At 65.0% G+C, this 21,095-nt stretch carries 20 protein-coding genes; 11 read left to right on the top strand and 9 right to left on the bottom strand.

All coding sequences use genetic code 11. From position 1 onward, the window contains the following. Nucleotides 1-301: 301 nt before the first annotated feature. Together EN869_RS00160 and sbmA are read left to right on the top strand one after the other, a co-directional pair. A complete protein-coding gene (locus EN869_RS00160) occupies nt 302-1,459 on the top strand; it encodes a YbfB/YjiJ family MFS transporter (RefSeq protein ID WP_245489565.1) in 1,158 nt (385 codons plus the stop codon). A gap of 122 nt (nt 1,460-1,581) precedes the next feature. Continuing rightward, nucleotides 1,582-2,859: a peptide antibiotic transporter SbmA gene (gene sbmA, locus EN869_RS00155; RefSeq protein WP_127229584.1), complete on the top strand. Its 1,278-nt coding sequence runs from the start codon at nt 1,582-1,584 to the stop codon at nt 2,857-2,859. 18 nt (nt 2,860-2,877) lie between these two features. On the opposite strand, the gene EN869_RS00150 is transcribed toward sbmA, so the two are convergent. Beyond that, nucleotides 2,878-3,891: a polysaccharide deacetylase family protein gene (locus tag EN869_RS00150; RefSeq protein WP_127229585.1), complete on the bottom strand. Its 1,014-nt coding sequence runs from the start codon at nt 3,889-3,891 to the stop codon at nt 2,878-2,880. Between the two features lie 203 nt (nt 3,892-4,094). Here EN869_RS00150 and EN869_RS00145 point away from each other — a divergent pair, with 203 nt between their 5' ends. Both EN869_RS00145 and der read left to right on the top strand, forming a co-directional pair. Next, nucleotides 4,095-4,760: a tetratricopeptide repeat protein gene (locus tag EN869_RS00145; protein WP_127229586.1), complete on the top strand. Its 666-nt coding sequence runs from the start codon at nt 4,095-4,097 to the stop codon at nt 4,758-4,760. 6 nt (nt 4,761-4,766) lie between these two features. Beyond that, a complete protein-coding gene (gene der / locus EN869_RS00140; protein ID WP_127229587.1) occupies nt 4,767-6,197 on the top strand; it encodes a ribosome biogenesis GTPase Der in 1,431 nt (476 codons plus the stop codon). A 259-nt stretch (nt 6,198-6,456) separates the two neighbouring features. Here der and EN869_RS00135 read toward each other — a convergent pair whose 3' ends face one another. Beyond that, entirely contained in the window at nt 6,457-7,377 is a 921-nt protein-coding gene (locus EN869_RS00135; RefSeq protein WP_127229588.1) for a LysR substrate-binding domain-containing protein, read from the bottom strand. Nucleotides 7,378-7,493: 116 nt separating this feature from the next. Here EN869_RS00135 and EN869_RS00130 point away from each other — a divergent pair, with 116 nt between their 5' ends. The 7 genes from EN869_RS00130 to EN869_RS00100 all read left to right on the top strand — a co-directional run bounded on the left by EN869_RS00130 (nt 7,494) and on the right by EN869_RS00100 (nt 13,083). After that, nucleotides 7,494-8,771 (top strand): MFS transporter, encoded by a 1,278-nt coding sequence (locus EN869_RS00130; protein WP_127229589.1) that lies wholly within the window; start codon nt 7,494-7,496, stop codon nt 8,769-8,771. A 174-nt stretch (nt 8,772-8,945) separates the two neighbouring features. Continuing rightward, on the top strand, nt 8,946-10,127 hold the full coding sequence (locus tag EN869_RS00125; protein ID WP_127229590.1) for a cell wall hydrolase: 1,182 nt from the start codon (nt 8,946-8,948) through the stop codon (nt 10,125-10,127). Between the two features lie 288 nt (nt 10,128-10,415). Next, nucleotides 10,416-10,808 (top strand): AtpZ/AtpI family protein, encoded by a 393-nt coding sequence (locus tag EN869_RS00120; RefSeq protein WP_127229591.1) that lies wholly within the window; start codon nt 10,416-10,418, stop codon nt 10,806-10,808. Between the two features lie 64 nt (nt 10,809-10,872). Further along, nucleotides 10,873-11,634, top strand: coding sequence for a F0F1 ATP synthase subunit A (locus EN869_RS00115; RefSeq protein ID WP_127229592.1), 762 nt, complete (start codon nt 10,873-10,875; stop codon nt 11,632-11,634). A gap of 78 nt (nt 11,635-11,712) precedes the next feature. Next, nucleotides 11,713-11,937, top strand: a complete 225-nt coding sequence (locus EN869_RS00110) for a F0F1 ATP synthase subunit C (RefSeq protein WP_027164582.1) — start codon at nt 11,713-11,715, stop codon at nt 11,935-11,937. 61 nt (nt 11,938-11,998) lie between these two features. Next, nucleotides 11,999-12,580 (top strand): F0F1 ATP synthase subunit B, encoded by a 582-nt coding sequence (locus EN869_RS00105; protein WP_127229593.1) that lies wholly within the window; start codon nt 11,999-12,001, stop codon nt 12,578-12,580. A gap of 11 nt (nt 12,581-12,591) precedes the next feature. Further along, nucleotides 12,592-13,083: a F0F1 ATP synthase subunit B gene (locus EN869_RS00100; protein WP_127229594.1), complete on the top strand. Its 492-nt coding sequence runs from the start codon at nt 12,592-12,594 to the stop codon at nt 13,081-13,083. 226 nt (nt 13,084-13,309) lie between these two features. Here EN869_RS00100 and EN869_RS00095 read toward each other — a convergent pair whose 3' ends face one another. The 7 genes from EN869_RS00095 to EN869_RS00065 form a co-directional block, all read right to left on the bottom strand. Next, nucleotides 13,310-14,008 (bottom strand): ribonuclease HII, encoded by a 699-nt coding sequence (locus EN869_RS00095; RefSeq protein WP_127229595.1) that lies wholly within the window; start codon nt 14,006-14,008, stop codon nt 13,310-13,312. A gap of 116 nt (nt 14,009-14,124) precedes the next feature. Then, a complete protein-coding gene (locus tag EN869_RS00090; protein ID WP_127229596.1) occupies nt 14,125-15,102 on the bottom strand; it encodes a 2-dehydropantoate 2-reductase in 978 nt (325 codons plus the stop codon). Then, nucleotides 15,102-16,631, bottom strand: coding sequence for an acyl--CoA ligase (locus EN869_RS00085; RefSeq protein WP_127229597.1), 1,530 nt, complete (start codon nt 16,629-16,631; stop codon nt 15,102-15,104). Before EN869_RS00085 ends, EN869_RS00090 begins: the two co-directional genes overlap by 1 nt. 45 nt (nt 16,632-16,676) lie before the next feature. Continuing rightward, nucleotides 16,677-18,263, bottom strand: coding sequence for a gamma-glutamyltransferase (gene ggt, locus EN869_RS00080; protein ID WP_127229598.1), 1,587 nt, complete (start codon nt 18,261-18,263; stop codon nt 16,677-16,679). Between the two features lie 22 nt (nt 18,264-18,285). Continuing rightward, nucleotides 18,286-19,086: an ABC transporter permease gene (locus EN869_RS00075; protein WP_127229599.1), complete on the bottom strand. Its 801-nt coding sequence runs from the start codon at nt 19,084-19,086 to the stop codon at nt 18,286-18,288. Beyond that, entirely contained in the window at nt 19,083-20,006 is a 924-nt protein-coding gene (locus EN869_RS00070) for an ABC transporter permease (RefSeq protein WP_127229600.1), read from the bottom strand. Before EN869_RS00070 ends, EN869_RS00075 begins: the two co-directional genes overlap by 4 nt. Continuing rightward, nucleotides 20,003-21,085: an ABC transporter ATP-binding protein gene (locus EN869_RS00065; RefSeq protein ID WP_127229601.1), complete on the bottom strand. Its 1,083-nt coding sequence runs from the start codon at nt 21,083-21,085 to the stop codon at nt 20,003-20,005. The genes EN869_RS00070 and EN869_RS00065 overlap by 4 nt, the downstream gene beginning before the upstream one ends. Nucleotides 21,086-21,095: the final 10 nt, after the last annotated feature.

The raw sequence follows: 21,095 nt of genomic DNA, 5'->3' as shown, positions 1-21,095 counted from the left end.
CTGCGAGTGTCGGCGCCGCCCCTCATCTGGCTGCCGCCATCTTCTCCCCGTGAACGGGAAGAAGGGCGCTTCCGCCGGCGGTTTCGCCAATCGCCGGCGTTGCAGGAGGGGCGCCAGCGCTGCGGCCAGCCCCTTCCCCCCGTCACTATACGGGCAGAAGTGCCCGGCAGGGCGATGAGGGCAGCGCAAACGCTGAGAGGCTTCCGGCAGCGGAGGCCTTGAGGCGGCAGGCACCCGTCCCCGCTTCTGGCCCAACGCAAGCGCATTGTTTCGCTGGCGCACACACTTATTGTGCGCCGCAATGAACGCCTCGCCATCTCCCTTGCGTCTCGCCTTTGCCGGCATGACAGCGCTTGCCGTCGCCATGGGCATCGGCCGCTTCGTCTACACGCCGATCCTGCCCGGCATGATGGAGGCGTTGCATCTGACGCCGGCCGATGCCGGCTGGATCGCCTCCGCCAATTACCTCGGCTATCTCGTCGGCGCGCTGGCTGCCGCAGGCGGCTGGGCGCATGGCCGCGAACGCATGCTGATGTTCGCCAGCCTCGCTGCCAGCGCCTTGCTTGCCGGTCTGATGGGCCTGAACGAGACGATGGCCGCCTTTCTCCTCATCCGTTTCCTTGCCGGCCTCGGAAGCGCCTTCGTCATGGTGTTCATGTCCTCGATCGTCTTCAGCCATCTCGCGGAGGCCGGCCGCGGCGATCTGCAGGCGCTGCATTTCGGCGGCGTCGGCCTGGGCATCGCGGCGTCCTCGGCGCTGCTGGCCGTCCTGGTCACCGAGCGTGCCGATTGGAGCGCGGGCTGGCTCTGGTCGGGAGCGATCTCGCTGGCCGGCCTGCTTCTGGTCGCGCTGCTCGCCGGCGCCGCCAGGCCCGCCAACGGCGTCGATGGCCCCGAGCCGGCGCTGCCGAGGGACAGGTCCCTGGCGAAGATGATCGTCGCCTACGGGCTGTTCGGCTTTGGCTATGTGGTGACCGCGACATTCCTGATCGCCATTGTACGCCAGGGCGGCGGCAGCCGCGTCTTCGAGGCCTCCGTCTGGATGGTTGCCGGACTCGCCGGCTTTCCGTCGACCTGGTTGTGGCAAAAGCTGGCCGGGCGGATCGGGCTCTATGCCGCCTATGCGGTCACCTGCCTGATCGAGGTGGTCGGCGTCACCGCTAGCGTCGTCGTCAAAGGCGCCGCCGGACCGCTGATCGCCGGCGTCCTGCTCGGCGGCACCTTCATCGCCATCACGGCGCTGGGGATACAGATGGGCAGACAGCTCGCACCGCGCGCGCCGCGCCGCGTCTTCGCGGTGATGACGGCCGCCTTCGGCCTCGGCCAGATCGTCGGCCCGGTCGCCGCCGGCCTGCTCGCCCAGGCCTCGGGCAATTATACCCTTGCCTCGATCATGGCGGCGGCAGCTCTGTTGCTCTCCGGCGTCATTGCCTGGTCGGCCGCGCCAAAATCGCCATGATTTGCGGCCTTGTTCGATGCCGGGCATCGGGCAGGGCATTTTCTTTCCCCCTAATGTGTGACCTTATGCCCGCCGAACAGCAACGCCGCTGATTTGCGGTCAGACCGAGGAAACCCGCCACAGTGTTCGTATCTTTCTTCCCGCAGCCGAAGCTCTTCTTCACCTCGGCCGCCCTCTGGAGCCTTGCGGCGATCCTGTTCTGGTTTTTCGGCGGTGAACAACTGGGCGCGGTATTCGGATTGCCGCCGGCGGCGGCGGGTGCCCCGCCCATCATCGGCATCGCGGTGCTGTGGTCGAAGCCGTTCCTGTGGTTCTATATCTACTTCGTGGCCTGCGTGGCGATCTTCTACGCCTTCTGGAGCTGGTATTCACCACATCCGTGGCAAAACTGGTCGATCCTGATGACCGCCGTCATCCTGTTCTTCATCTATTTCAATGTTCAGGTCAGCGTTGCCGTCAACAATTGGTATGGTCCGTTCTTCGACTACGTGCAGGGCCTGATGTCGGGCACGGGGAAGTCAACCGACTCGGAATTTTATATAGGATTGGCCGATTTCTCCTGGCTGGCGCTGGTCGGCATGAACGTGCAGGTGGTCAATGCCTTCATCGTCAGTCACTGGATCTTCCGCTGGCGCACCGCGATGAACGATTACTTCATGGCGAACTGGGGCCGGCTGCGCCACATCGAAGGCGCTTCACAGCGTATCCAGGAAGACACGATGCGCTTCTCGCAGATCATGGAAGATCTCGGCTCGACCTTCGTCCAGTCGATCATGACCCTGATCGCCTTTCTGCCGGTCCTGATTCAATTGCAGGCTCATATTACCGAGCTGCCGATCGTCGGTGCGGTCCCGCAGCCTTTGGTTATCGCCGCATTGGGCTGGTGCTTGTTCGGGACGATCTCCGTCATGGTGGCGGGTCTCAAGCTGCCGGGCCTGCAGTTCCGCAACCAGCGCGTCGAGGCAGCCTATCGCAAGGAACTCGTCTACGGCGAAGATCACGCCGACCGGGCTCAGCCGGCGACGACTACCCAATTGTTCGCCAATGTTCGCCGCAATTATTTCAAGCTCTATTTCCACTACATCTATTTCAACGTCGTTCGTTACACCTACCTACAGGCCGACAACATCTTCTCATTGCTTATCCTCGGGCCCTCGCTGGTTGCGCATAAGATCACCTTCGGCGCCCTGAACCAGATATCGAACGCGTTCGGCAAGGTGACGAATTCGCTGCAATTCCTGCTGAATTCCTGGTCGACGATTGTCGAACTGCAGTCGGTGCACAAACGTTTGCGTGCCTTCGAGGCGACGCTGCAGGGCGAACAGCTTCCGGTTATCGATCAGCACTATCTGGAACGCGAGCAAGCTGGCATGCGCCCCGAAGATCAGCCGGCAAGTTAGGGCGCGGCTAGGTCCTAGTCAGCCGCCCACGCTCGCCTGAGCCTGTCCGGCGCGCTGCCTCGCGACATAATCGCGGAAACTGATGCACTCGACATCAGCCTTGACGCAGACCTCGCCGGCGAAGCGCTCAAGCGCATTCCAATAGGCGCCGTCGTTCATCAGCGTGAAGTGGAAGCCGAGCTCCAGCGGCATCCGCTTGCCGTTATACTCGGTATCGAAGGCGGCGTGGAACGCCTGATAGGCGCGCTCGGTGAATTCGTCCGCCATGGCCGGCTTCTCGATGCCGCCTGAGTGGCGGACATAAAGATTGTAGTCCATGGCGACCACCGGCTTCGCCTTCGGACCCTCCGGGATGAGCGGCAGGGCAAAGTGCGTTATGCCGTTCCGCGTTGGAGGCAACTCCGGCTCGTTCGAGACGCCGCTCGCGTCATATTGGAAGCCGGCCTCGGGCAGCGCTTCGTAAAGCGGTTTGTCGGTCGAAAGGTATGGCGCGCGGAAACCGGTCACGGCATGACGGGCGAAATCGCGCCAGCCGGGCGGTTCGGGCGAGATGCTGTTGATCGCATAGGCGTTTTCAAAGATGCGCCGGACGGAGGCGAATTCGGTCAGCCAGTCGGCCTTGCTCCAGTCCTTGCCGTCGAAATGGCCGCAGGCATGGCTGCCGATGTCGTGACCTTCGGCTGCGGCTAGCCGGACCTGTTCAAGACGCTCCGCGACGTCCTGTTTCGACGCACCGAAGCCGACATTGGATTTGCCGGCGGCCTTGCCGGGGCCGGCATAGTCCTGCCGCGTTTCCGGCGAGAGCAGGAAGACGCAAGACAAAAAATAGGTGAAATGCGCGCCCGTGCGCTTTGCCAGCGCGCGGCTGCGTTCCCACTGCGAGATATCGCGCGCGGCGTCGAACGAGATCAGCACGACCTGCTTGGGTTTGGCCGGCGACACGGTTTGCGGTTTCGGCGGATCGGCAAAGGCGGCATTGACGCAGCCGAGCAAGGCGAGACTGGATGCAAGGACGCGGTAAGAACGAAGCATTGGCAACCTTCTGGCAGGGCCCTTTCGGCCGATCGCAAGCCGGCTATCGCGCAAATGTGGCGTCGATGCGGTCCGGCGAGCCCCTTGTGGGGCGTCTGCCGTTCTCAGCCGATTTTCCGGCCCGCCCCCTTCCATGCCGACAAATTTTCGCTAAAACGCGGGCTCAAGAAGCGCCCCGCATGGGGCAACAATGGTTTTGATTGATGTCGGACGACAGTTTTATCCGCGAAGTCAACGAAGAGATTCGTCGCGAGCAGGCGCAGGCGCTGTGGGATCGTTTTGGCCCGGCCGTGCTCGGCATCGCCATCCTGATCGTGCTGGGCACCGCCGCCGTCGTCGGCTACCGCTATTGGGACGAGAGCCGCGCCAATCGTTCGGGCGACGCCTTCTCGGCCGCGCTCAAGCTCGCCAATGACGGCAAGAACGACGAGGCCATCGCCGCGCTGGACCAGCTGGAGAAGGACGGTTACGGCGCCTATCCGCTGCTCGCCCGCATGCGCGCCGCGACCGTCAAGGCCGACAAGGGCGACGCCGACGGCGCCGTCAAGGATTTCGACGAGGTCGCCGCCGACAACGCCATCCCCGGCGGCATCCGCGACATCGCGCGGCTGAGGGCAGCACTGCTGCTCGTCGACCACGGCTCTTACGCCGATGTCGCCAGCCGCGTCGAGGCACTTACCGCCGACACCAATCCGCTGCGCCACTCGGCGCGCGAGGCGCTCGGCCTCGCCGCCTGGAAGGACGGCAAGTCGGCGGATGCGCTCAAACTGTTCGACCAGATCTCCTCGGATGAGGCTGCCCCGCGCAATGTGCGCCAGCGGGCGCAGCTGATGTCCGAGCTGATCCGTGGGTCGGGCAACGCCTCGTGACCTCGGATGGGCTTCAAAGTCGCCATCATCGGCCGGCCTAACGTCGGCAAGTCGACTCTTTTCAATCGGCTGGTCGGAAAGAAGCTGGCGCTTGTCGACGACACGCCGGGCGTGACGCGCGACCGTCGTGTCCATGCGGCAAAACTCTACGATCTTTATTTCGATGTCATCGACACCGCCGGCTTCGAGGATGCGGCGGCTTCGACGCTGCCCGGCCGCATGCGCCAGCAGACCGAGATCGCGATCCGCGAGGCCGACCTGATCTTCTTCACGGTGGATGCCAAGTCGGGGCTGATGCCGGACGACCGCACCTTCGCCGACGTCGTGCGCAAATCCGGCAAGCCGGTGGTGCTTGTCGCCAACAAGGCCGAGGCGCGCGGCGCGCAAGGGGGGATGCTGGAGGCCTGGGAGCTCGGCCTTGGCGAGCCCATCCCGGTCTCGGCCGAGCACGGCCAGGGCATGCCCGACCTGCGCGACGCGGTGGTCGCCGCACTCGGCGAGGAACGCGCTTTCGGCGAGGACGACGAAGAAGACAGCGACGAGATCGCCGCCAGCGAGGTGCTGATCGGCGAGGACATCGCCGACCCGGACGCTGAAGCACCCTATGACGACACCAAGCCGCTGCGCATCGCCGTCGTCGGCCGCCCGAACGCCGGCAAGTCGACGCTGATCAATGCGCTGATCGGCGAGGAGCGCCTGCTCACCGGCCCGGAAGCCGGCATCACCCGCGATTCGATTTCGGTCGACTGGGACTGGCGCGGCCGCCGCATAAAGCTCTTCGACACCGCCGGCATGCGGCGCAAGTCGAAGGTGCAGGAGAAGCTGGAAAAGCTCTCGGTGCAGGACGGCCTGCGCGCCATCCGCTTCGCCGAGATCGTCATCATCGTGCTCGACGCCACCATTCCCTTCGAGAAGCAGGACCTGCAGATCGCCGACCTCATCATCCGCGAGGGCCGAGCGCCGGTGATCGCCTTCAACAAATGGGACCTGATCGACAATCCGCAGGAGCTTTTGTCCGAGCTGCGTGAGAAGACCGAGCGGCTCCTGCCGCAGGTGCGCGGCATCCAGGCGGTGACGGTTTCGGCCGAGACCGGACGCGGCCTCGACAAGCTAATGGAAAGCATCATCAAGACGCACAAGGTCTGGAACAGCCGCGTCTCGACCGGCAAGCTCAACCGCTGGCTGGAAGGCATCCTTGCGCACCATCCGCCGCCCGCCGTCGCCGGCCGCCGGCTGAAGATCAAATACGTCACCCAGGCAAAAACCCGGCCGCCGGGCTTCGTCGTCTCGTGCTCGCGGCCGGACGCGATGCCGCAATCCTATGTCCGCTACCTGACCAACAGCCTGCGCGAGGCCTTCGACATGCCCGGCGTGCCGATCCGCATGGCGCTGCGCACCTCGGACAATCCGTTTGCCGGCAGGGCGAAGAAGAGGTGAGGTTTGTTTGCCGTCGCGAGGTGAAATCCTCGCAACGCTGGCGGGACCGCACCCCCCTCTGCCCTGCCGGGCATCTCCCCCGCAAGGGGGGAGATTGGCAGCTTCGGCGCCCCGCCCTTCTTACAACGTGGGAGAGTAGCGAAAGCCTGCGCGACATCTGATCTCCCCCCTTGCGGGGGAGATGTCCGGCAGGACAGAGGGGGGTGTGACGGAACGCGACGCCGGGTATTTCGATCTGCAGCGCTTCCTGTTCGAAAAGCTAGGCGACCCTTCGCAACCTCTCCTTGGCCTGCGCTCCCTCCGGCAGCGTCTCCAGCGCCGCCTGCAAAAGAATCTCCGCCAATCTCGACGCGACCGGGTCGAGCTCGGCGTCCTTCTGGTGCAGATGCAGCGCCATCATCGGCAGGGCCGGAAGCCCGAGCACGCCCGGCGCGATTGCCCTGACATTGGCGGGCAGGCCGATATCGGTGCGGATCGTCAGACCGAGGCCCGCCGCCACCGCCGCCCAGATGCCGCCCAGGCTCGGGCTCGAGAAAGCCATGCGCCAGGGCAGGCCCGCGCGATCGAGCGTTCCGGTCGCCACCGTGCGCAAGAGACATGGCGCCTCGAACACCACCAGCGGCAGCGCCTCGCCTTTGCGCGGACCTGCCTCGATAGGCTTCGCCGGACCGATCCAGCGCGCCTGCACGTCGGCAATATGGCGGCTGTAGGGAAGCGTCGTGCCGTCATGCCAGGCGAGCGCGATGTCGAGATTTCCTGACAGGACGCGGTCGGCTAGGTCGTGGCTGCGTCCGATCCGCGCCTCGATGCGCACCTTGGGATGCGCGCGGGCGAAACGGCCGAGCACCTCGGGCAGCACCGCCTCGCCGAAATCCTCCTGCAGCCCAAGCCGCACCCAGCCTTCCAGCTCGACGCCCCGGATGGCGGAGGCCGCTTCGTCATTGAGCTCGATCAGCCGCCGCGCATAGCCGAGCATCGTCTCGCCGGCTTCGGTCAATGCCAGGCCGCGCCCCGCTTTGCGGAAAATCGGCGTATCCGCCTGCTCTTCGAGCTTCTTCAATTGCGCGCTGACGGCTGACGTCGAGCGCCCCAGCCGCTCGGCCGCCTTGGCGAAACTGCCCAGCTCCATGCCGGTGACGAAGGTTCTGAGGACATCGAGATCGAACGTGACACGGCGCATGGGATTGTCCTGATTCTCAGGAGTATCGATCAAAAACTTCCTGATTTTATGGATGAAGCTATGGCGCTAAATCCTGTGCGTCAAGGCCGCCTGCCGGTCGTCACGGGAATGAATTCATGTCTGCCATCGTCACACGCAACGACTGCCAGCCGCCCGAAGGAGGCGTCGCGGGCAACCCCGCCCGCCGCGCCTTCGGCCCCAGCCATCGCTGGAAGGTGCTGGGCATCGGGGTCGCCGCCAATGCCGGCTTTTCCGCCACCTTCTCGGGCATTCCGGCAACTGCGGTGATGATGCGGCGGGGCTACCATCTCGACAATGCCTCTCTCGGCCTGGCGCTCGGGCTTCTCGGTCTCGGCGTGGCGCTCAGCGAACTGCCCTGGGGCGTGCTCACCGACCGCTGGGGCGACCGCCGCGTGCTCCTGACCGGGCTCGGCGCGACGGCGGCATGGCTCTTCATCATGGCTATGCTTGTGGTGCCGACAAAAGCCGTCACCCCAGGCGTTGCGCTGCTGTCGGCCAGCCTGCTCGTCGCCGGCCTGCTCGGCGGCAGCGTCAACGGCTCCAGCGGGCGCGCCATCATGGGCTGGTTCGGCGAGGGCGAGCGCGGCTTTGCCATGAGTATCCGCCAGACGGCGGTGCCGCTCGGCGGCGGGCTCGGCGCGCTCGTCCTGCCGTCGCTGGCGCTGGCCGTGGGCTTCGCCGCCGTCTTCGGCCTGCTTGCGGCCGTCTCCGCTGCCTCGGCCTATTTTGCCTGGCGCTGGCTGCACGAGCCGCCGGTGGAACACAGCGCTCACGTCGCCGCCGCGACAAGCGGCCCGGCGCCGCTGCGCAACATCGAGGTGTGGCGCATCTCGAGCGCGATCGGCCTGCTCTGCTTTCCGCAGGTCGCGGTGCTGACCTTCGCTTCGGTCTTCCTGCACGACTTTGCCGGCATGGGCACCTTTGTGATCAGTGCAACCCTTGCCGCCGTGCAGACCGGCGCCATGGTGATGCGCGTCTGGAGCGGACGCTGCACCGACCGCCACGGCAACCGCCGCCCCTTCCTGAAAGTTTGCAGCGCGCTGAGCGCATTTGCCTTCCTGGTGCTGTGGCTGCTGGTGATCGGCGCCGCCGGAGCGCCGTGGCTGGTGCCGCTGCTTCCGCTGATGGTCGTCATCGCCGGCATATCGGTCTCGGCCTGGCACGGCGTCGCCTATACCGAGCTTGCCACGCTTGCCGGCGCCGGCCATGTCGGCACGGCGCTCAGCCTCGCCAACAGCTTCGTCTTCATCGGCTTCTGCCTGGTGCCGATCGCCATCCCGTGGATTTTGCTGCTCTTTGCCTGGCCCGGCGTGTGGCTGGCGGCCGCGATCTGCGCGGCGGTTGCTTGCCCGATCTTCCTGCGCTCCGCCTGATTCATCCAATCCTGATCCACACCCATCCAGACCTGATTCTTCAGCGGCTTGCTGTGGAAACGGCGAGCCGGCCTGCCTCAAACATGAAAAGAACATGATCGATGTCGTTAACCCCGCATCAAGGTTAATGCTTCATTTTGGCTCTCCGGGGTCAGTAGCGTTCTGGAGAGTTCCGTGCATCGACGCGTTTCATTGCGGCTTGCCGCCGCCGCCGTTGCGAAAAAACGTTCCTTCCTTCCTCCTTTGGTGCTCGGGCTCGGTATCTGGATCGGCTTTCCGTCGGTCGTCGCCTATCAGGACATGGCGAGCCTGATTTCAGGCCTGGAATCGTCCAATGCCCGCTGGAACGCCTATATCGAGAAATCCGCCGCCGGCTCGGTGCATGCCGCCGAAATGCCGTTCGTCGATTCCGTCACCACCGGCTCGCTCTCCGGCTCCGGTGTCGACCTGCCGGGCGTCGGCATCGTGGCCTTCCGCGGCAAGGGCAATGTCGCCGGCGCAACGCCTGATGAAGACCGCGTCATGCGCGCCGACAAGAAGGGCCGCCTGGTCAAGGTGGCGCCGGTCGCACCGCCCAAGAATTTCAGCGCCGGCTCGATCTTCGAGCGCACCTCCTCGCTGCTTCGTCCCTCGATGGACAGCAACCTGAAGCTCACCTTCGCCAAGCCCGGCATCAAGGGCAAGGAAGTCCAGATCGCTCAGGCTTTCCACATCCGCGAGGACAAGAAGCCCGATCCCGAGCTGCCGGCAGCACTTGTCGCCCTCGTCAACAACGACAAGCCGGATATCCTCGCCACCGCTTACGCCCAGTCGGCGCCGGACTACGCCAAGTCTTCGCCCTTCGAGGCGCTGCTGCAGGACGATCCGAACAATGGCCGCTTCATCCCGCCGATGGGCAAGGGCGATCATGCCTGGATGCAGAACCCGCTGCCGGCGAGCGTCTTTTCCAAGCCCGAGCAGGCCTGCCTGGCCAAGGGCATCTATTTCGAGGCGCGCAGCGAACCCGTGCGCGGCCAGGCGGCGGTCGCCCAGGTGATCCTGAACCGCGTCCGCAACCCGGCCTATCCGAAGACGATCTGCGGCGTCGTCTATCAGAACGATGACTGGTTCAACCGCTGCCAGTTCTCCTTCGCCTGCGACGGCCGGAAGAAGACGATCACCGACCAGGCTTCCTACAAGACCGCCCAGGAGGTCGCCATGGCGGTGACCGCCGGCAAGATCTTCATTCCCGAGGTCGGCTCCTCGACACATTATTATGCCAACTACGTCCATCCCGGCTGGGCGCGCGCCATGCAGCGCATGACCAGGATCGGCCTGCATATCTTCTACCGCACCTATGGCGGCGGCTGGAGCTGAGCTGTTAGACGGCTCCAGTTGAGCCGATTGCGCGAGGTCTTCCGCGAGCCTTCCTCCGGCACCCGGCGCGCCCCCGCGGACGCGGCTTGTCGCGCGGATTCGCGTCGAGTCCTCACGCGGGCGTGAAGGGCACGATGTCGCACCTCTATAAATCATTGATTTAACTAGCAAAAATACATCGCTTCGAAGTTCGGCCCGTGGCTTGACGGGGGCGGACCCTCTAACTATGTTGCCGGCGACTTTAGAAGCGGACGGACGGCAATCGTCTGCCCGGGCAGGGGGGTTGCGATGGCCGACAAAACCGGGCCAGACGGAACCGGAGAAACCGGCCGCGGCAGGCAGCCAGAAGCCACCATCCGCGACGACGAACTTGAGCGCCGCCGGCGCGAACTCGAAGCATCGCTCGCGACGAGACGCACGGACCGGCTCGAGGGGAAAGACGAAGCGAAAGCTGCGACCGGTTACGGTCAGGCACTGAAACTGTCCAGCGAGTTCATCGCCGGAGTGGTGGTCGGTGTCGGCTTGGGCTGGTTCATCGACCGCGTGGCGGGAACAGCGCCGTGGGGTCTGATCGTGGGCCTTTTGCTGGGCTTCGGCGCAGGTATACTCAATGTCCTGCGTTCGGCGGGACTGGCATCGGAATTCGGCCAGAGCGGCAAGCCGCACGAACCGAAGAAATGAAACAGGCGCCGTCAGGCGCCAAAGAAACTTAAAAAGCCGGTTGTGGCTTTGACGGGGATAAAAAGTGGCTGCTGCTGACAAGGTCGACCCGATCCACCAGTTCCAGATCCATCCGATCATCCCGCTGCATATCGGCGGCTACGACGTCTCGTTCACCAATTCCGCTCTGTTCATGGTCGTGACGGTCCTCGTCGCTTCCGCCTTCCTCTATATGAGCACCGCCAGCCGCGCCCTGATCCCGGGCCGCCTGCAGTCTGTCTCTGAAATGGCCTACGAGTTCGTCGGCAACATGCTGCGCGACGCCGCCGGCAAGCAGGGCATGCAGTTCTTCCCGCTGGTGTTTTCGCTGTTCATGTTCGTGCTGGTCGCCAATCTGATCGGCCTGTTTCCGTACTTCTTCACCGTCACCAGCCACATCATCGTCACCTTCACGCTTGCCGCGCTGGTGATCGGCACCGTCATCGTCTACGGCTTCGCCAAGCATGGCCTTGGCTTCCTCAAGCTGTTCGTGCCGCATGGCGTGCCGGGCTATCTCCTGCCGCTGGTGGTGGCGATCGAAGTCATTTCCTTCGTCTCGCGCCCGGTCAGCCTTTCGGTTCGTCTTTTTGCCAACATGCTGGCCGGCCACATCACGCTGAAAGTGTTCTCGGGCTTCGTCGTCAGCCTCAGCGCGCTTGGCGCTGTCGGTATTGCCGGCTCGGTGCTGCCGCTCGCCATGGCGGTCGCCTTAACGGCGCTCGAACTGCTGGTCGCCTTCCTGCAGGCCTACGTCTTCGCGGTGCTGACCTGCATGTATCTCAACGACGCGCTGCACCCGAGCCACTGATCGATTTTTACCGGCGCCCCGGCGCCAGCATACCCAACGTACCAACTGCAACGAACAAGCAACCACAGGAGTTTTGAAATGGACGCAACTGCAGCAGCTGCTATCGGCGCTGGTATCGCCTGCATCGGCATGGGCGGCGCGGGCATCGGCCTCGGCAACATCTTCGGCAGCTACCTCTCGGGTGCGCTCCGCAACCCGTCGGCTGCTGACGGCCAGTTCGGCCGCCTGATCTTCGGCTTCGCCGTGACCGAAGCTCTGGGCATCTTCTCGCTCCTGATCGCTCTGCTCCTGGTCTTCAAGTAAGAGCCAGAGCTGACGAAAGGGGCCGCATGGTGCGGCCCCGCTGAATGGACAGGGGAATGAGATGTTCGTGACATCTGCCTATGCGCAAGAAACAGCGCCGGCCGCGGCCGAGGGCGATACGCATGCGGGCACCGCGGTGCCTGCCGCGGAGCATGAAACCTTCCCGCCGTTCAATGCCGCGACCTTCCCGTCGCAGATCCTGTGGCTGGTCATCACCTTCGGGCTCTTCTATCTGTTCCTGAAGCGGGTTGTGATGCCGCGTCTTGGCGGCATCATCGATGTCCGCAACGACCGCATCACCCAGGATCTCGACCATGCCGCAAGGCTGAAGGGCGAGGCGGACGCCGCCGTTGCTGCCTATGAGCAGGAACTGGCGGAGGCCAAGGCCAACGCCAACAAGATCGGCCAACAGGCGAACGACGCAGCCAAGGCCGAGGCCGAGGGCACGCGCAAGAAGCTCGAGGCCGAGCTTGAGAAGAAGCTTGGCGAGGCCGAGGCGAGCATCGCCTCGATCAAGGCCAAGGCGATGAAGGAAGTCGGCACGATCGCCGAGGACACCACGTCGGCCATCGTCGAAGCGCTTGTCGGCGGCAAGGCCGACAAGTCCGAGGTCGCGGCCGCGGTCAAATCCGCGAGCCGGTGAGGAGCGGGATCATGGACGCCACATCACTCGCCACGCTCTGGGCCGCTATCGCCCTATTCATCTTCCTCGGTGCCGTCATCTATCTGAAGGTGCCGGGCATGCTGACCAAGTCGCTCGACGCCCGCGCGGCCAAGATCAGCAGCGAACTTGAAGAGGCCCGCCGCCTTCGCGAAGAGGCCCAGCAGCTGCTCGGCCAGTATCAGCAGAAGCGCAAGGAAGCCGAGAAGGAGGCCGCCGACATTGTCGCCGCGGCCAAGCGCGAGGCTGAACTGCTTGCCTCCGAGGCGCACAAGAAGACGGAGGACTACGTCGCCCGCCGCACCGCTCTTGCCGAGCAGAAGATCAGCCAAGCCGAGCGTGAAGCCGTCAGCGAAGTGCGCGCCAGCGCCGTCGACATCGCCGTCGAGGCCGCCCGCGCGCTGCTCGCCGCCAAGGTCGACGCCAAGGCCGGCGCGGACCTGTTCAAGTCGGCGCTGGACGACGTGAAGGCCAAGCTGAACTGAGCTGATCGCAGTTACGAATCAAAAAGCCGCCTGGGCAACCCGGCGGCTTTTTTGTTGGGCGGGGATAGTCTCCCCCCTCGAGGGGGAGATGTCGCCGAAGACGACAGAGGGGGGTCGTCTCACGTAGAGCGCCGACTTCATTTGCTGTCGCGGAAGGCGTCGGCGCTTTACGCGCAGCGACCCCCTCTGCCTGCCGGCCATCTCCCGCTCAAGGGGGGAGATTATGTTACTCCAACCCGGCGAAGCCCTCTTCTTCCTCAACCACCTCGGCGCCACCCAACCGGAACGGCGCGAACGACGCGCGGTGCAGCCTTGCCACCGGCCCGTGCATCTCGATGGCGGTGCGGTGCCGGACCGTCGCATAGCCCATATGGACCTCGAAGCCGTAATGCGCGTGGTGTCCTCCGCAGCCACACATCATGCGGTCGCGCATCACCTTGGCGACGATCGATGCGGCGGCGATCGACTGCGAGCGCTGGTCGCCCTTGATCAGTGCCCGGCCCTCGCAGGCGAGGCCGGGCGGAACGTCGCGGCCATCGGCCAAGGCAAGCTTCGGCTGTAGCGACAGGCCGCCGGCGGCGCGGCGCATCGCTTCCAGGCTGGCTTTGAGGATGTTGCTGTTGTCGATGCCTTCGGCGCTGATCGAGGCCATCGAGACACTGAGCGCGGAGCCGAGAATCTTGAGAAACAGCGCCTCGCGCTGCAAATGAGTCAGGCGCTTGGAATCGTCGAGACCCTCGGGAATATTGGCGGGGTCGAGCACCACCGCTGCGGCCACCACGGGCCCGGCGAGCGGACCGCGGCCAGCCTCGTCCATGCCGGCTACCGGCCACAGCCCGTCGGCCATCGCCTTGGTCTCGATCGAGAAGTCGGGCTTTTCGACCATTTCAAAGAGAAGAGGAGAATCGGAACGCGCGCGAGCCATGGTGCGGCGAGGTTCGCATCGGCTCCGTTTCTCCGCAAGTCCTTCCGGGTCGGATGGGGCGTCGGACCGGGAAGGCAGGTAGGAGTCAAGGGCGGACGATCTTCGTGTCTATGAAGTCAATAACACCCGCGCTCGATCGCCAGGCGCCGCACCAACGCCAGCACGCCGTCGATGGTCGGCGTCGGCTGGCCGGTCAGGCGCCCGAGCTCCTGCACGGCGGTAACCAGCGCGTCGATCTCCATCGGGCGGCCGCGCTCGAGGTCCTGCAGCATCGAGGTCTTGTGCTCGCCGACACCGCCGGCTCCTTTGATGCGGCGGTCGACGGGAATGAGGAAGCGCACGCCGAGACTTTCGCCGATCGCCTGCGCCTCCAGCATCATGGCGCGGGCGACGGCGCGCGTGCCTTCGTCGGCGACGATCACCGCAAGCGTGGCGCCGGTCAGCGCCGAAATGGGGTTGAAGGAGAGATTGCCCCAGAGTTTCACCCAGATCTCCGAGCGGACGTCCTCGCGCACCGGCGCCTGCAGCCCGGCCTTGACCATTTCGCGCGCCAGCGCGGTGGCTCGCTCGCTCTTCTCACCGGAAGGTTCGCCCAGCGAAAAGCGCGTGCCTTCGATATGTCGAATCAGGCCCGGCGCATCGACCTCGACGGCCGGATAGACGACGGAACCGATGACGCGCTCCGGTCGGATGCGCTGCCAGATCACCCCGCCCGGATCGACCGCGTTGAGCCGCGTGCCTTCGAGCGCGCCGCCCGCCTTGTGGAAATACCACCAGGGCACGCCGTTCTGCATGGTGACGACGGCGGTCCCCTCGCCCAGCAGCGGCGCGATCTCTCCGAGCGCCGGCGCTAGTGAATGCGCCTTCAGCGCCAGCACGACATAGTCCTGCACGCCGAGGTCCTCGGAGCGCGCAGCCGCCCTCACCCGCGCGACTGTCTCGTTGCCGTCTTCGACCAGGCGAAGCCCATCGGCCTTGATCGCCTCCAGATGCGCGCCGCGCGCCACGATCGACAGATCGACGGAGCCGGCGATCGCCAGCTTGGCGGCAAGGTAGCCGCCGATGGCGCCGGCGCCAAAGACTGTAACGCGCATCAGCCGAGCCCGAGCTTCGCGGAGAGGCCTATGCGCTGCAGCTTGCCGGTGGCGCCCTTCGGAATCTCATCGAGGATCACGACCTTGCGCGGTACCTTGAAATCGGCGAGCCGCGTCGCGGCAAAACCCCGAATGTCGGCTTCGCTGGCGCTCTGGCCTTCGCGCAACACGACAGCGGACGCCACCTCTTCACCCAGTTTGTCGTGCGGCATGGCGAAGGTGACGACCTGCGCCACCGCCGGATGGTCCATCAGCACTTCGTCGACCTCGAGCGGCGAGATCTTTTCGCCGCCGCGGTTGATGATCTCCTTCAACCGGCCGGTGACGCGGAGGTAATTGTCCTCGTCGAGCACGCCCTGGTCGCCGGTGTGGAACCAGCCATGGGCGAAGGCGCTGGCATTGGCCTCCGGGTTCTTCTCATAGCCCGCGGTGACGTTCGGGCCGCGAATGACGATCTCGCCGATCTCGCCAGATTTGAGCAGCCGTCCGTCCGGCGCCATGACGGCGACTTCCGGTCCGGCCGACGCGCCGACGCTGCCGGGCTTGCGCAGTCCGGGCGGTAGGCGATTGGACGCCATCTGATGCGCGGCCTCGGTCATGCCGTAGGATTCGATCACCGGGCAGCCGAAGGTCGCTTCCAGTTCGGCCATCACTTGCGCCGGGAGCGATGCAGACGACGAACGGATGAAGCGCAATTTCGCCTCAGCGAGCTGCTCCGGATTGCGGGCGGCGCGCGGCAGGATCGCCTGATGCATGGTCGGCACGGCGGTGTACCAGGTCGGTTTGGCTTCGGAGAGCCACTGGAAGAAACGCAGCGCGTTAAAGCCCGGTGTGCAGAAAACGCTGCCGCCGGCAGCAAGCGAGGACAGCACCGCCGCGATCAGGCCATGGATGTGGAACAACGGCATGATGTTGAGGCAGCGATCTGCCGGCGTCAGGCCGAGCGTGGCGCCTATATGCGTCGCGGATGCGGCGAGATTGGCGTGGCTCAGCGGCACAAGTTTCGGACGCGAGGTGGTGCCTGAGGTGTGCAGAAGGAGCGCAATGTCGCCGCCCTCGGCCAGGCCGGACGCGACCGGCGAACCGACCGGGTCGCCCGCGATTGTGAAGACACCGGCGGGCGATCCCTCCGGCACGACCAGACGAAGCACCGGGATGCCGAGGCGTTCTGCAACCTCGACCGACGGACCTGCCTCACCCTCGCCGACGAGGATTGCCTTGACGCCGATGTCGCTCAGATAAAAATCGAGCTCGTCGGCCCGGTAGGCAGGATTGAGCGGCGCGGTGGACGCGGCCGCCGCCACGGCGATGAAAGCCGTCGCCATCTCCGGGCCGTTCGGCAACACGATGGCGACGCGGTCGCCACGGCCGATGCCCAGAGCGTTGAGCCGTGCCACGGTATCGCGGATCAGCCGGCGCAGCCCGCCATGCGAGAGGGTTGTCCGTTCGGGCGCGGCGACGGCCGGCGCGTCTTCCGCGCCGGGCGCGAGGCGATAAGCGAGATCAGTGGCGTTTTCGCTGTTTGTCATGGTTCCAGACTATGTTTCGAAGGATCGGCCGATGTCCAGCGCTGCTCAATATCCGAGCGCCAGCCCGTCCTTGCGCGGATCGGAGGCGCCGGTCAGTGTGCCCTTTTCCCAATCGATCAGCACCGCCTGCCCGCCGCCCAGCGGATGATCGGGTTCCACCACACGATGACCACGCCGACGCAGACCTTCAACGGCATCGGGACACACGCTTCGCTCGGCCTCGACGACGTCGTGGTTGTAGAACACGCGGGCCGCGTCGATCGCCTGCTGCGGGTCCATGCCGAAGTCGATCATGTTGGTCAAAAGATGCACATGGCCGAAGGGCTGGTAGCCACCGCCCATGACGCCGAACGGCATCACCGCACGGCCGCCCTTGGTCATCATGCCCGGCATGATCGTGTGCATCGGCCGCTTGCCGGGCGCTATCGCATTCGGATGCTTCGGGTCGAGGCGAAAGCTGGAGCCACGGTTCTGCAACACGACGCCGGTCTTGGGGCCGACGATGCCGCTGCCGAAGGAATAGTAGGTCGAGTTGATGAAGCTCACCGCATTGCGGTCGCGGTCGACGACGCTGATATAGACCGTGTCGCTGCGGGGAGGATCGAGACGCGGCAGATGGGTCATGGCGCGCTCGGGATCGATCGCGGCGCGCAAGCTGTCGGCATAGGCGCCGGAGAGCAGCGCTTTGACCGGCACGTCGACGTGATCCTGGTCGGCGAAAAACGCGTCGCGGTCCTGGTAAGCGAGACGCCCTGTCTCGATCTCCAGATGCAGGCGCTCGGCACCCTCGGGATCGAGCCTGCCGAGGTCGAAGCCCGAAAGCACGTTCAGCATCAGAAGCGCGGTCAGGCCCTGGTTGTTCGGTGGCATCTGGTGGATGTCGTGACCGCGATAGGAGGTGCTGACCGGAGTCCGGTAATCGCCCTTCGTGGCGGCGAAGTCTTCCAGCGTGTGCAGCCCGCCGAGCGCGAGAAGCCGTCCGACCAAATCGTCCGCGACCGCGCCTTCATAGAATCCGGCGCGGCCTTTTTTGGCGATGATGCGCAAGGTCTCCGCCAGTTCCGGCTGGCGATGGATGTCACCCGCCTTTGGGGGCTTGCCGCCCGGCAGGAAGATGCGCGTTGCCACCTCGTCCGCCGACAGGTCGGTCTCGGGGTCGTGCCAGTCGAAAGCGACGCGGTCGTGCACGACATAGCCTTCTTCCGCATAGCGAATGGCGGGAGCGAGCGCGTCGGCGATGCCCTTGCGGCCATGATCTTCTAGCAACCGGCACCAGGCATCGACGGCGCCGGGAACCGTGACCGCGTGCGGGCCCTGCTTCGGCAGCTCGTTGAACCCCTTGTCGAGGTACCACTCGACCGTTGCGGCGCCGGGGGCACGACCCGAGCCGTTGAAGGCGATCACCTCGCCCTGCCCTTTCGGGCAATAGAGCACAAAGCAGTCGCCGCCGATGCCGGTGGACTGCGGCTCGACCACGGCCTGCACCGCAGCCGCACAGACTGCGGCGTCCATGGCGTTGCCGCCGGAGCGCAGCATGTCGATGGCGGCCAAGGTGGAAAGCGGATGCGAGGTCGCGGCCATCGCTTCGGTGGCGCGGACCGGCGAGCGGCCGGGAAACTGAAAGTCACGCATGCTGGTTTTGGTGTCCCTCAAATCAACGTCCGCGGCCGAAAAGCTGGGCGGCGGACAACAAGACGATCGATAGCACGATCAGGCAAGTCGAAATGGCGGCGATCGTCGGATCGATCTGGTCGCGCAGCGCATTGAACATGCGCCGCGTCAGCGTCGTGGTCTCGCCGCCGGAGATAAACAGCGACACCACCACCTCGTCGAAGGAGGTGATGAAGGCAAACAGCGCGCCCGAGACCATCGAGAATCTTATTTGTGGCATCGTCACCTGGAAGAAGGCTGAGAACCGACCGGCGCCGAGGCTGCGCGCCACCATCTCCTGGTTCATGTCGTAGGAACGCAAGCCGGAAAGCACGGTGAGCACGACCAGCGGCAACGCCTGCACGGTATGGGCGATCACGAGGCCGGTCAGCGTGTTGTTGAGGCCGATGCGGGCATAGAGGAAGAAGGTGCCGATGCCGATCAGGATGACCGGGATGATCAGCGATGCCGTGAGCAGCGCGTTGATTGCGCTGGTCAGCCGCAGCGTGCGGGCGTTGATGGCGTAGGCGGCTGCGGTGCCGAGCAAGGTTGCAACGATCGCCGTCATCACCGCCACCTTGACCGAGACAATGGTGGCGTCGCGCCATTCGACCGAGCCGAAATAGCTTTCATACCAGCGCAGCGACCATTCCTGCGGCGGGAACTCTAGGAGCGTGGAGTCGGAGAACGACATGATGACGATGATCACCGACGGGGCGATCAGGAACAGCATGACAAGGCCGCCGAGCGCGTAGAGCCAGAGGCGTTGCCGATGCGAGATCGGCAGGGCGTTTTCCATGCTCATCGCCGGCTCCAGACCCCGGTGGCGCGGGCGCCGAGCAGCCAGTGGAAGAGGCCGAGCAGTGCCAGCGTGACGGCGAGGAGCACGACCCCTAGCGCCGCGCCCGCGCCCCAGTTGGAATAGAGGCTGGTGGTCTGCTCCATGCGCATCGCCCACATAATCACCTTGCCGCCGCCCATCAGCGCCGGCGTGACGAAGAAGCCGAGACAAAGCACGAAGACGATGACCACGCCCGAAGCCAAACCCGGCAGCGACAGCGGGAAGAATATCTGCCGGAAGGTGGCGGCCGGGCTGGCGCCGAGATTCATGCCGGCGCGCAGGCAATCGACATCGATGGTCTTCATCGAGGCGTAGAGCGGCAGCACCAGGAAGGGCAGCATGATGTGGGTCATGCCGATGACGACGCCGGCGAAATTGTTGGCGAGCGGCAGCGGCTGGCCGATCACGCCGAGATCCATAAGCCACGTGTTGACCAGCCCCTTGCGCTGCAAGATCACCAGCCAGGCATAGGTGCGCACCAGCACCGAGGTCCAGAAGGGCAGGATGACGAAGATCAGGCAAATCGACGCCGCGCGGCGCGGCAGCTGCGACAGCATATAGGCCAGCGGATAGCCGAACAGCACGCAGGCGCCGGTCACGATGAAGGCCACCTTGAAGGTGGTCACGAAGGTCTTGATATACGAGGCCTGCTCGAAGAAGCGCGCGTAATTGGCGGCGCTGAGCTGACCGCTCTCATCGAACAGCGAGAGCCAGAACAGCCAGCCGATCGGCACGATGATGACGGCGAAGACAAGAAACAACCCCGGCGATAAGAGCGCGAACAGGCCGCGCGCTTCCCGCCTCGCGTCGGCGTTGAGCGCATCGCCATTGAGCGCGCCATCGGGCCCGCCGGCATGGTCGAGGCTGGCGGACACGATGCTCATTGATCCGCCACCAGCACGACATCCTGCGCATCGATGCCGAGCGTGATCGGCTCGCCTGGCGCTGGCAATTTCGCCAGCACGTCGGAGCGGCAATAGTCGCGCAAAGTCACCTGGCGACCGTCCTTGAGCGTCGCGTAGCAGACGAAGCTGTCGCCTTGATAGATGACGTCGCCGACGGTCGCCGGCAGCAGGTTGACGCCGCCGGTCTCGTCGGCATCGGCGACCAGGCGCAGCTTTTCCGGCCGCACCACCATCAGATGCCGTCCAGTGGATGGTGCCGCATCGTTCATGCGCAACTTCCTGTCCTCGTACCAGACGCTGCCATTGCGACACTCGACGGGAACGAAGTTGGACTCGCCGATGAAGCCGGCAACGAACTTCGTCCGCGGCCTGGCGTAAAGAACTTCGGGCTGGTCGATCTGCTCGATGCGCCCGGCATTCATGACGGCGATGCGGTCCGACATGGTGATGGCCTCGCGCTGGTCATGCGTGACGTAGACCGTCGTCATGCCAAGCCTGCGATGCAGGTTGCGCAGCTCGATCTGCATATGCTCGCGCAGGCTCTTGTCGAGCGCCGACAGCGGCTCGTCCATCAAGACGATGCGCGGCTCGAAGACGATGGCGCGGGCCAGGGCCACGCGCTGGCGCTGGCCGCCGGAGAGCTGGTCGACACGGCGCTCGCCAAGGCCTTTCAACTGCACCAGGTCCAATGCCCGTTCGACGCGTTCAGCCGTTTCGGCCGCCGATACGCGGCGTTGCTTCAGCGGAAAGGCGATGTTGTGGAAGACGTTCATATGCGGGAACAGCGCATAGTTCTGGAACACCATGCCGATGTTGCGCTTGTGCGGCGGCATGGTGATGATCTCCTCACCGCCGACCTTGATCGATCCCGCATTGGCCCGCACGAAGCCGGCCAGGATCATCAAGAGCGTCGTCTTTCCCGAGCCGGACGGCCCGAGCAGCGTCAGGAATTCGCCCGCAGCGACATCGAGGCTGAGATCGCTGAGGATGGAGACAGCACCGAAGCGCTTCTCGATACCGCTTATGCCGATTGGCAGCGCGGACTGCGCGAGAGACAAGAGCATCTCC

Source organism: Mesorhizobium sp. M2D.F.Ca.ET.226.01.1.1 (assembly GCF_004022705.2).
Lineage (GTDB): Bacteria > Pseudomonadota > Alphaproteobacteria > Rhizobiales > Rhizobiaceae > Mesorhizobium.
This window is presented reverse-complemented; position numbering and strand designations above follow the sequence as displayed.

Bases quoted from the DNA above. Each gene is read 5' to 3' on its own strand.
- EN869_RS00105 (WP_127229593.1), top strand. From the start codon at position 11,999: ATGTTCGTGACATCTGCCTATGCGCAAGAAACAGCGCCGGCCGCGGCC.
- EN869_RS00120 (WP_127229591.1), top strand. From the start codon at position 10,416: ATGGCCGACAAAACCGGGCCAGACGGAACCGGAGAAACCGGCCGCGGC.
- EN869_RS00135 (WP_127229588.1), bottom strand. From the start codon at position 7,377: ATGCGCCGTGTCACGTTCGATCTCGATGTCCTCAGAACCTTCGTCACC.
- EN869_RS00100 (WP_127229594.1), top strand. From the start codon at position 12,592: ATGGACGCCACATCACTCGCCACGCTCTGGGCCGCTATCGCCCTATTC.
- der (WP_127229587.1), top strand. From the start codon at position 4,767: ATGGGCTTCAAAGTCGCCATCATCGGCCGGCCTAACGTCGGCAAGTCG.
- EN869_RS00130 (WP_127229589.1), top strand. From the start codon at position 7,494: ATGTCTGCCATCGTCACACGCAACGACTGCCAGCCGCCCGAAGGAGGC.
- EN869_RS00150 (WP_127229585.1), bottom strand. From the start codon at position 3,891: ATGCTTCGTTCTTACCGCGTCCTTGCATCCAGTCTCGCCTTGCTCGGC.
- EN869_RS00145 (WP_127229586.1), top strand. From the start codon at position 4,095: ATGTCGGACGACAGTTTTATCCGCGAAGTCAACGAAGAGATTCGTCGC.
- ggt (WP_127229598.1), bottom strand. From the start codon at position 18,263: ATGCGTGACTTTCAGTTTCCCGGCCGCTCGCCGGTCCGCGCCACCGAA.
- EN869_RS00110 (WP_027164582.1), top strand. From the start codon at position 11,713: ATGGACGCAACTGCAGCAGCTGCTATCGGCGCTGGTATCGCCTGCATC.
- EN869_RS00095 (WP_127229595.1), bottom strand. From the start codon at position 14,008: ATGGCTCGCGCGCGTTCCGATTCTCCTCTTCTCTTTGAAATGGTCGAA.
- EN869_RS00075 (WP_127229599.1), bottom strand. From the start codon at position 19,086: ATGAGCATGGAAAACGCCCTGCCGATCTCGCATCGGCAACGCCTCTGG.
- EN869_RS00160 (WP_245489565.1), top strand. From the start codon at position 302: ATGAACGCCTCGCCATCTCCCTTGCGTCTCGCCTTTGCCGGCATGACA.
- EN869_RS00070 (WP_127229600.1), bottom strand. From the start codon at position 20,006: ATGAGCATCGTGTCCGCCAGCCTCGACCATGCCGGCGGGCCCGATGGC.
- EN869_RS00085 (WP_127229597.1), bottom strand. From the start codon at position 16,631: ATGACAAACAGCGAAAACGCCACTGATCTCGCTTATCGCCTCGCGCCC.
- EN869_RS00090 (WP_127229596.1), bottom strand. From the start codon at position 15,102: ATGCGCGTTACAGTCTTTGGCGCCGGCGCCATCGGCGGCTACCTTGCC.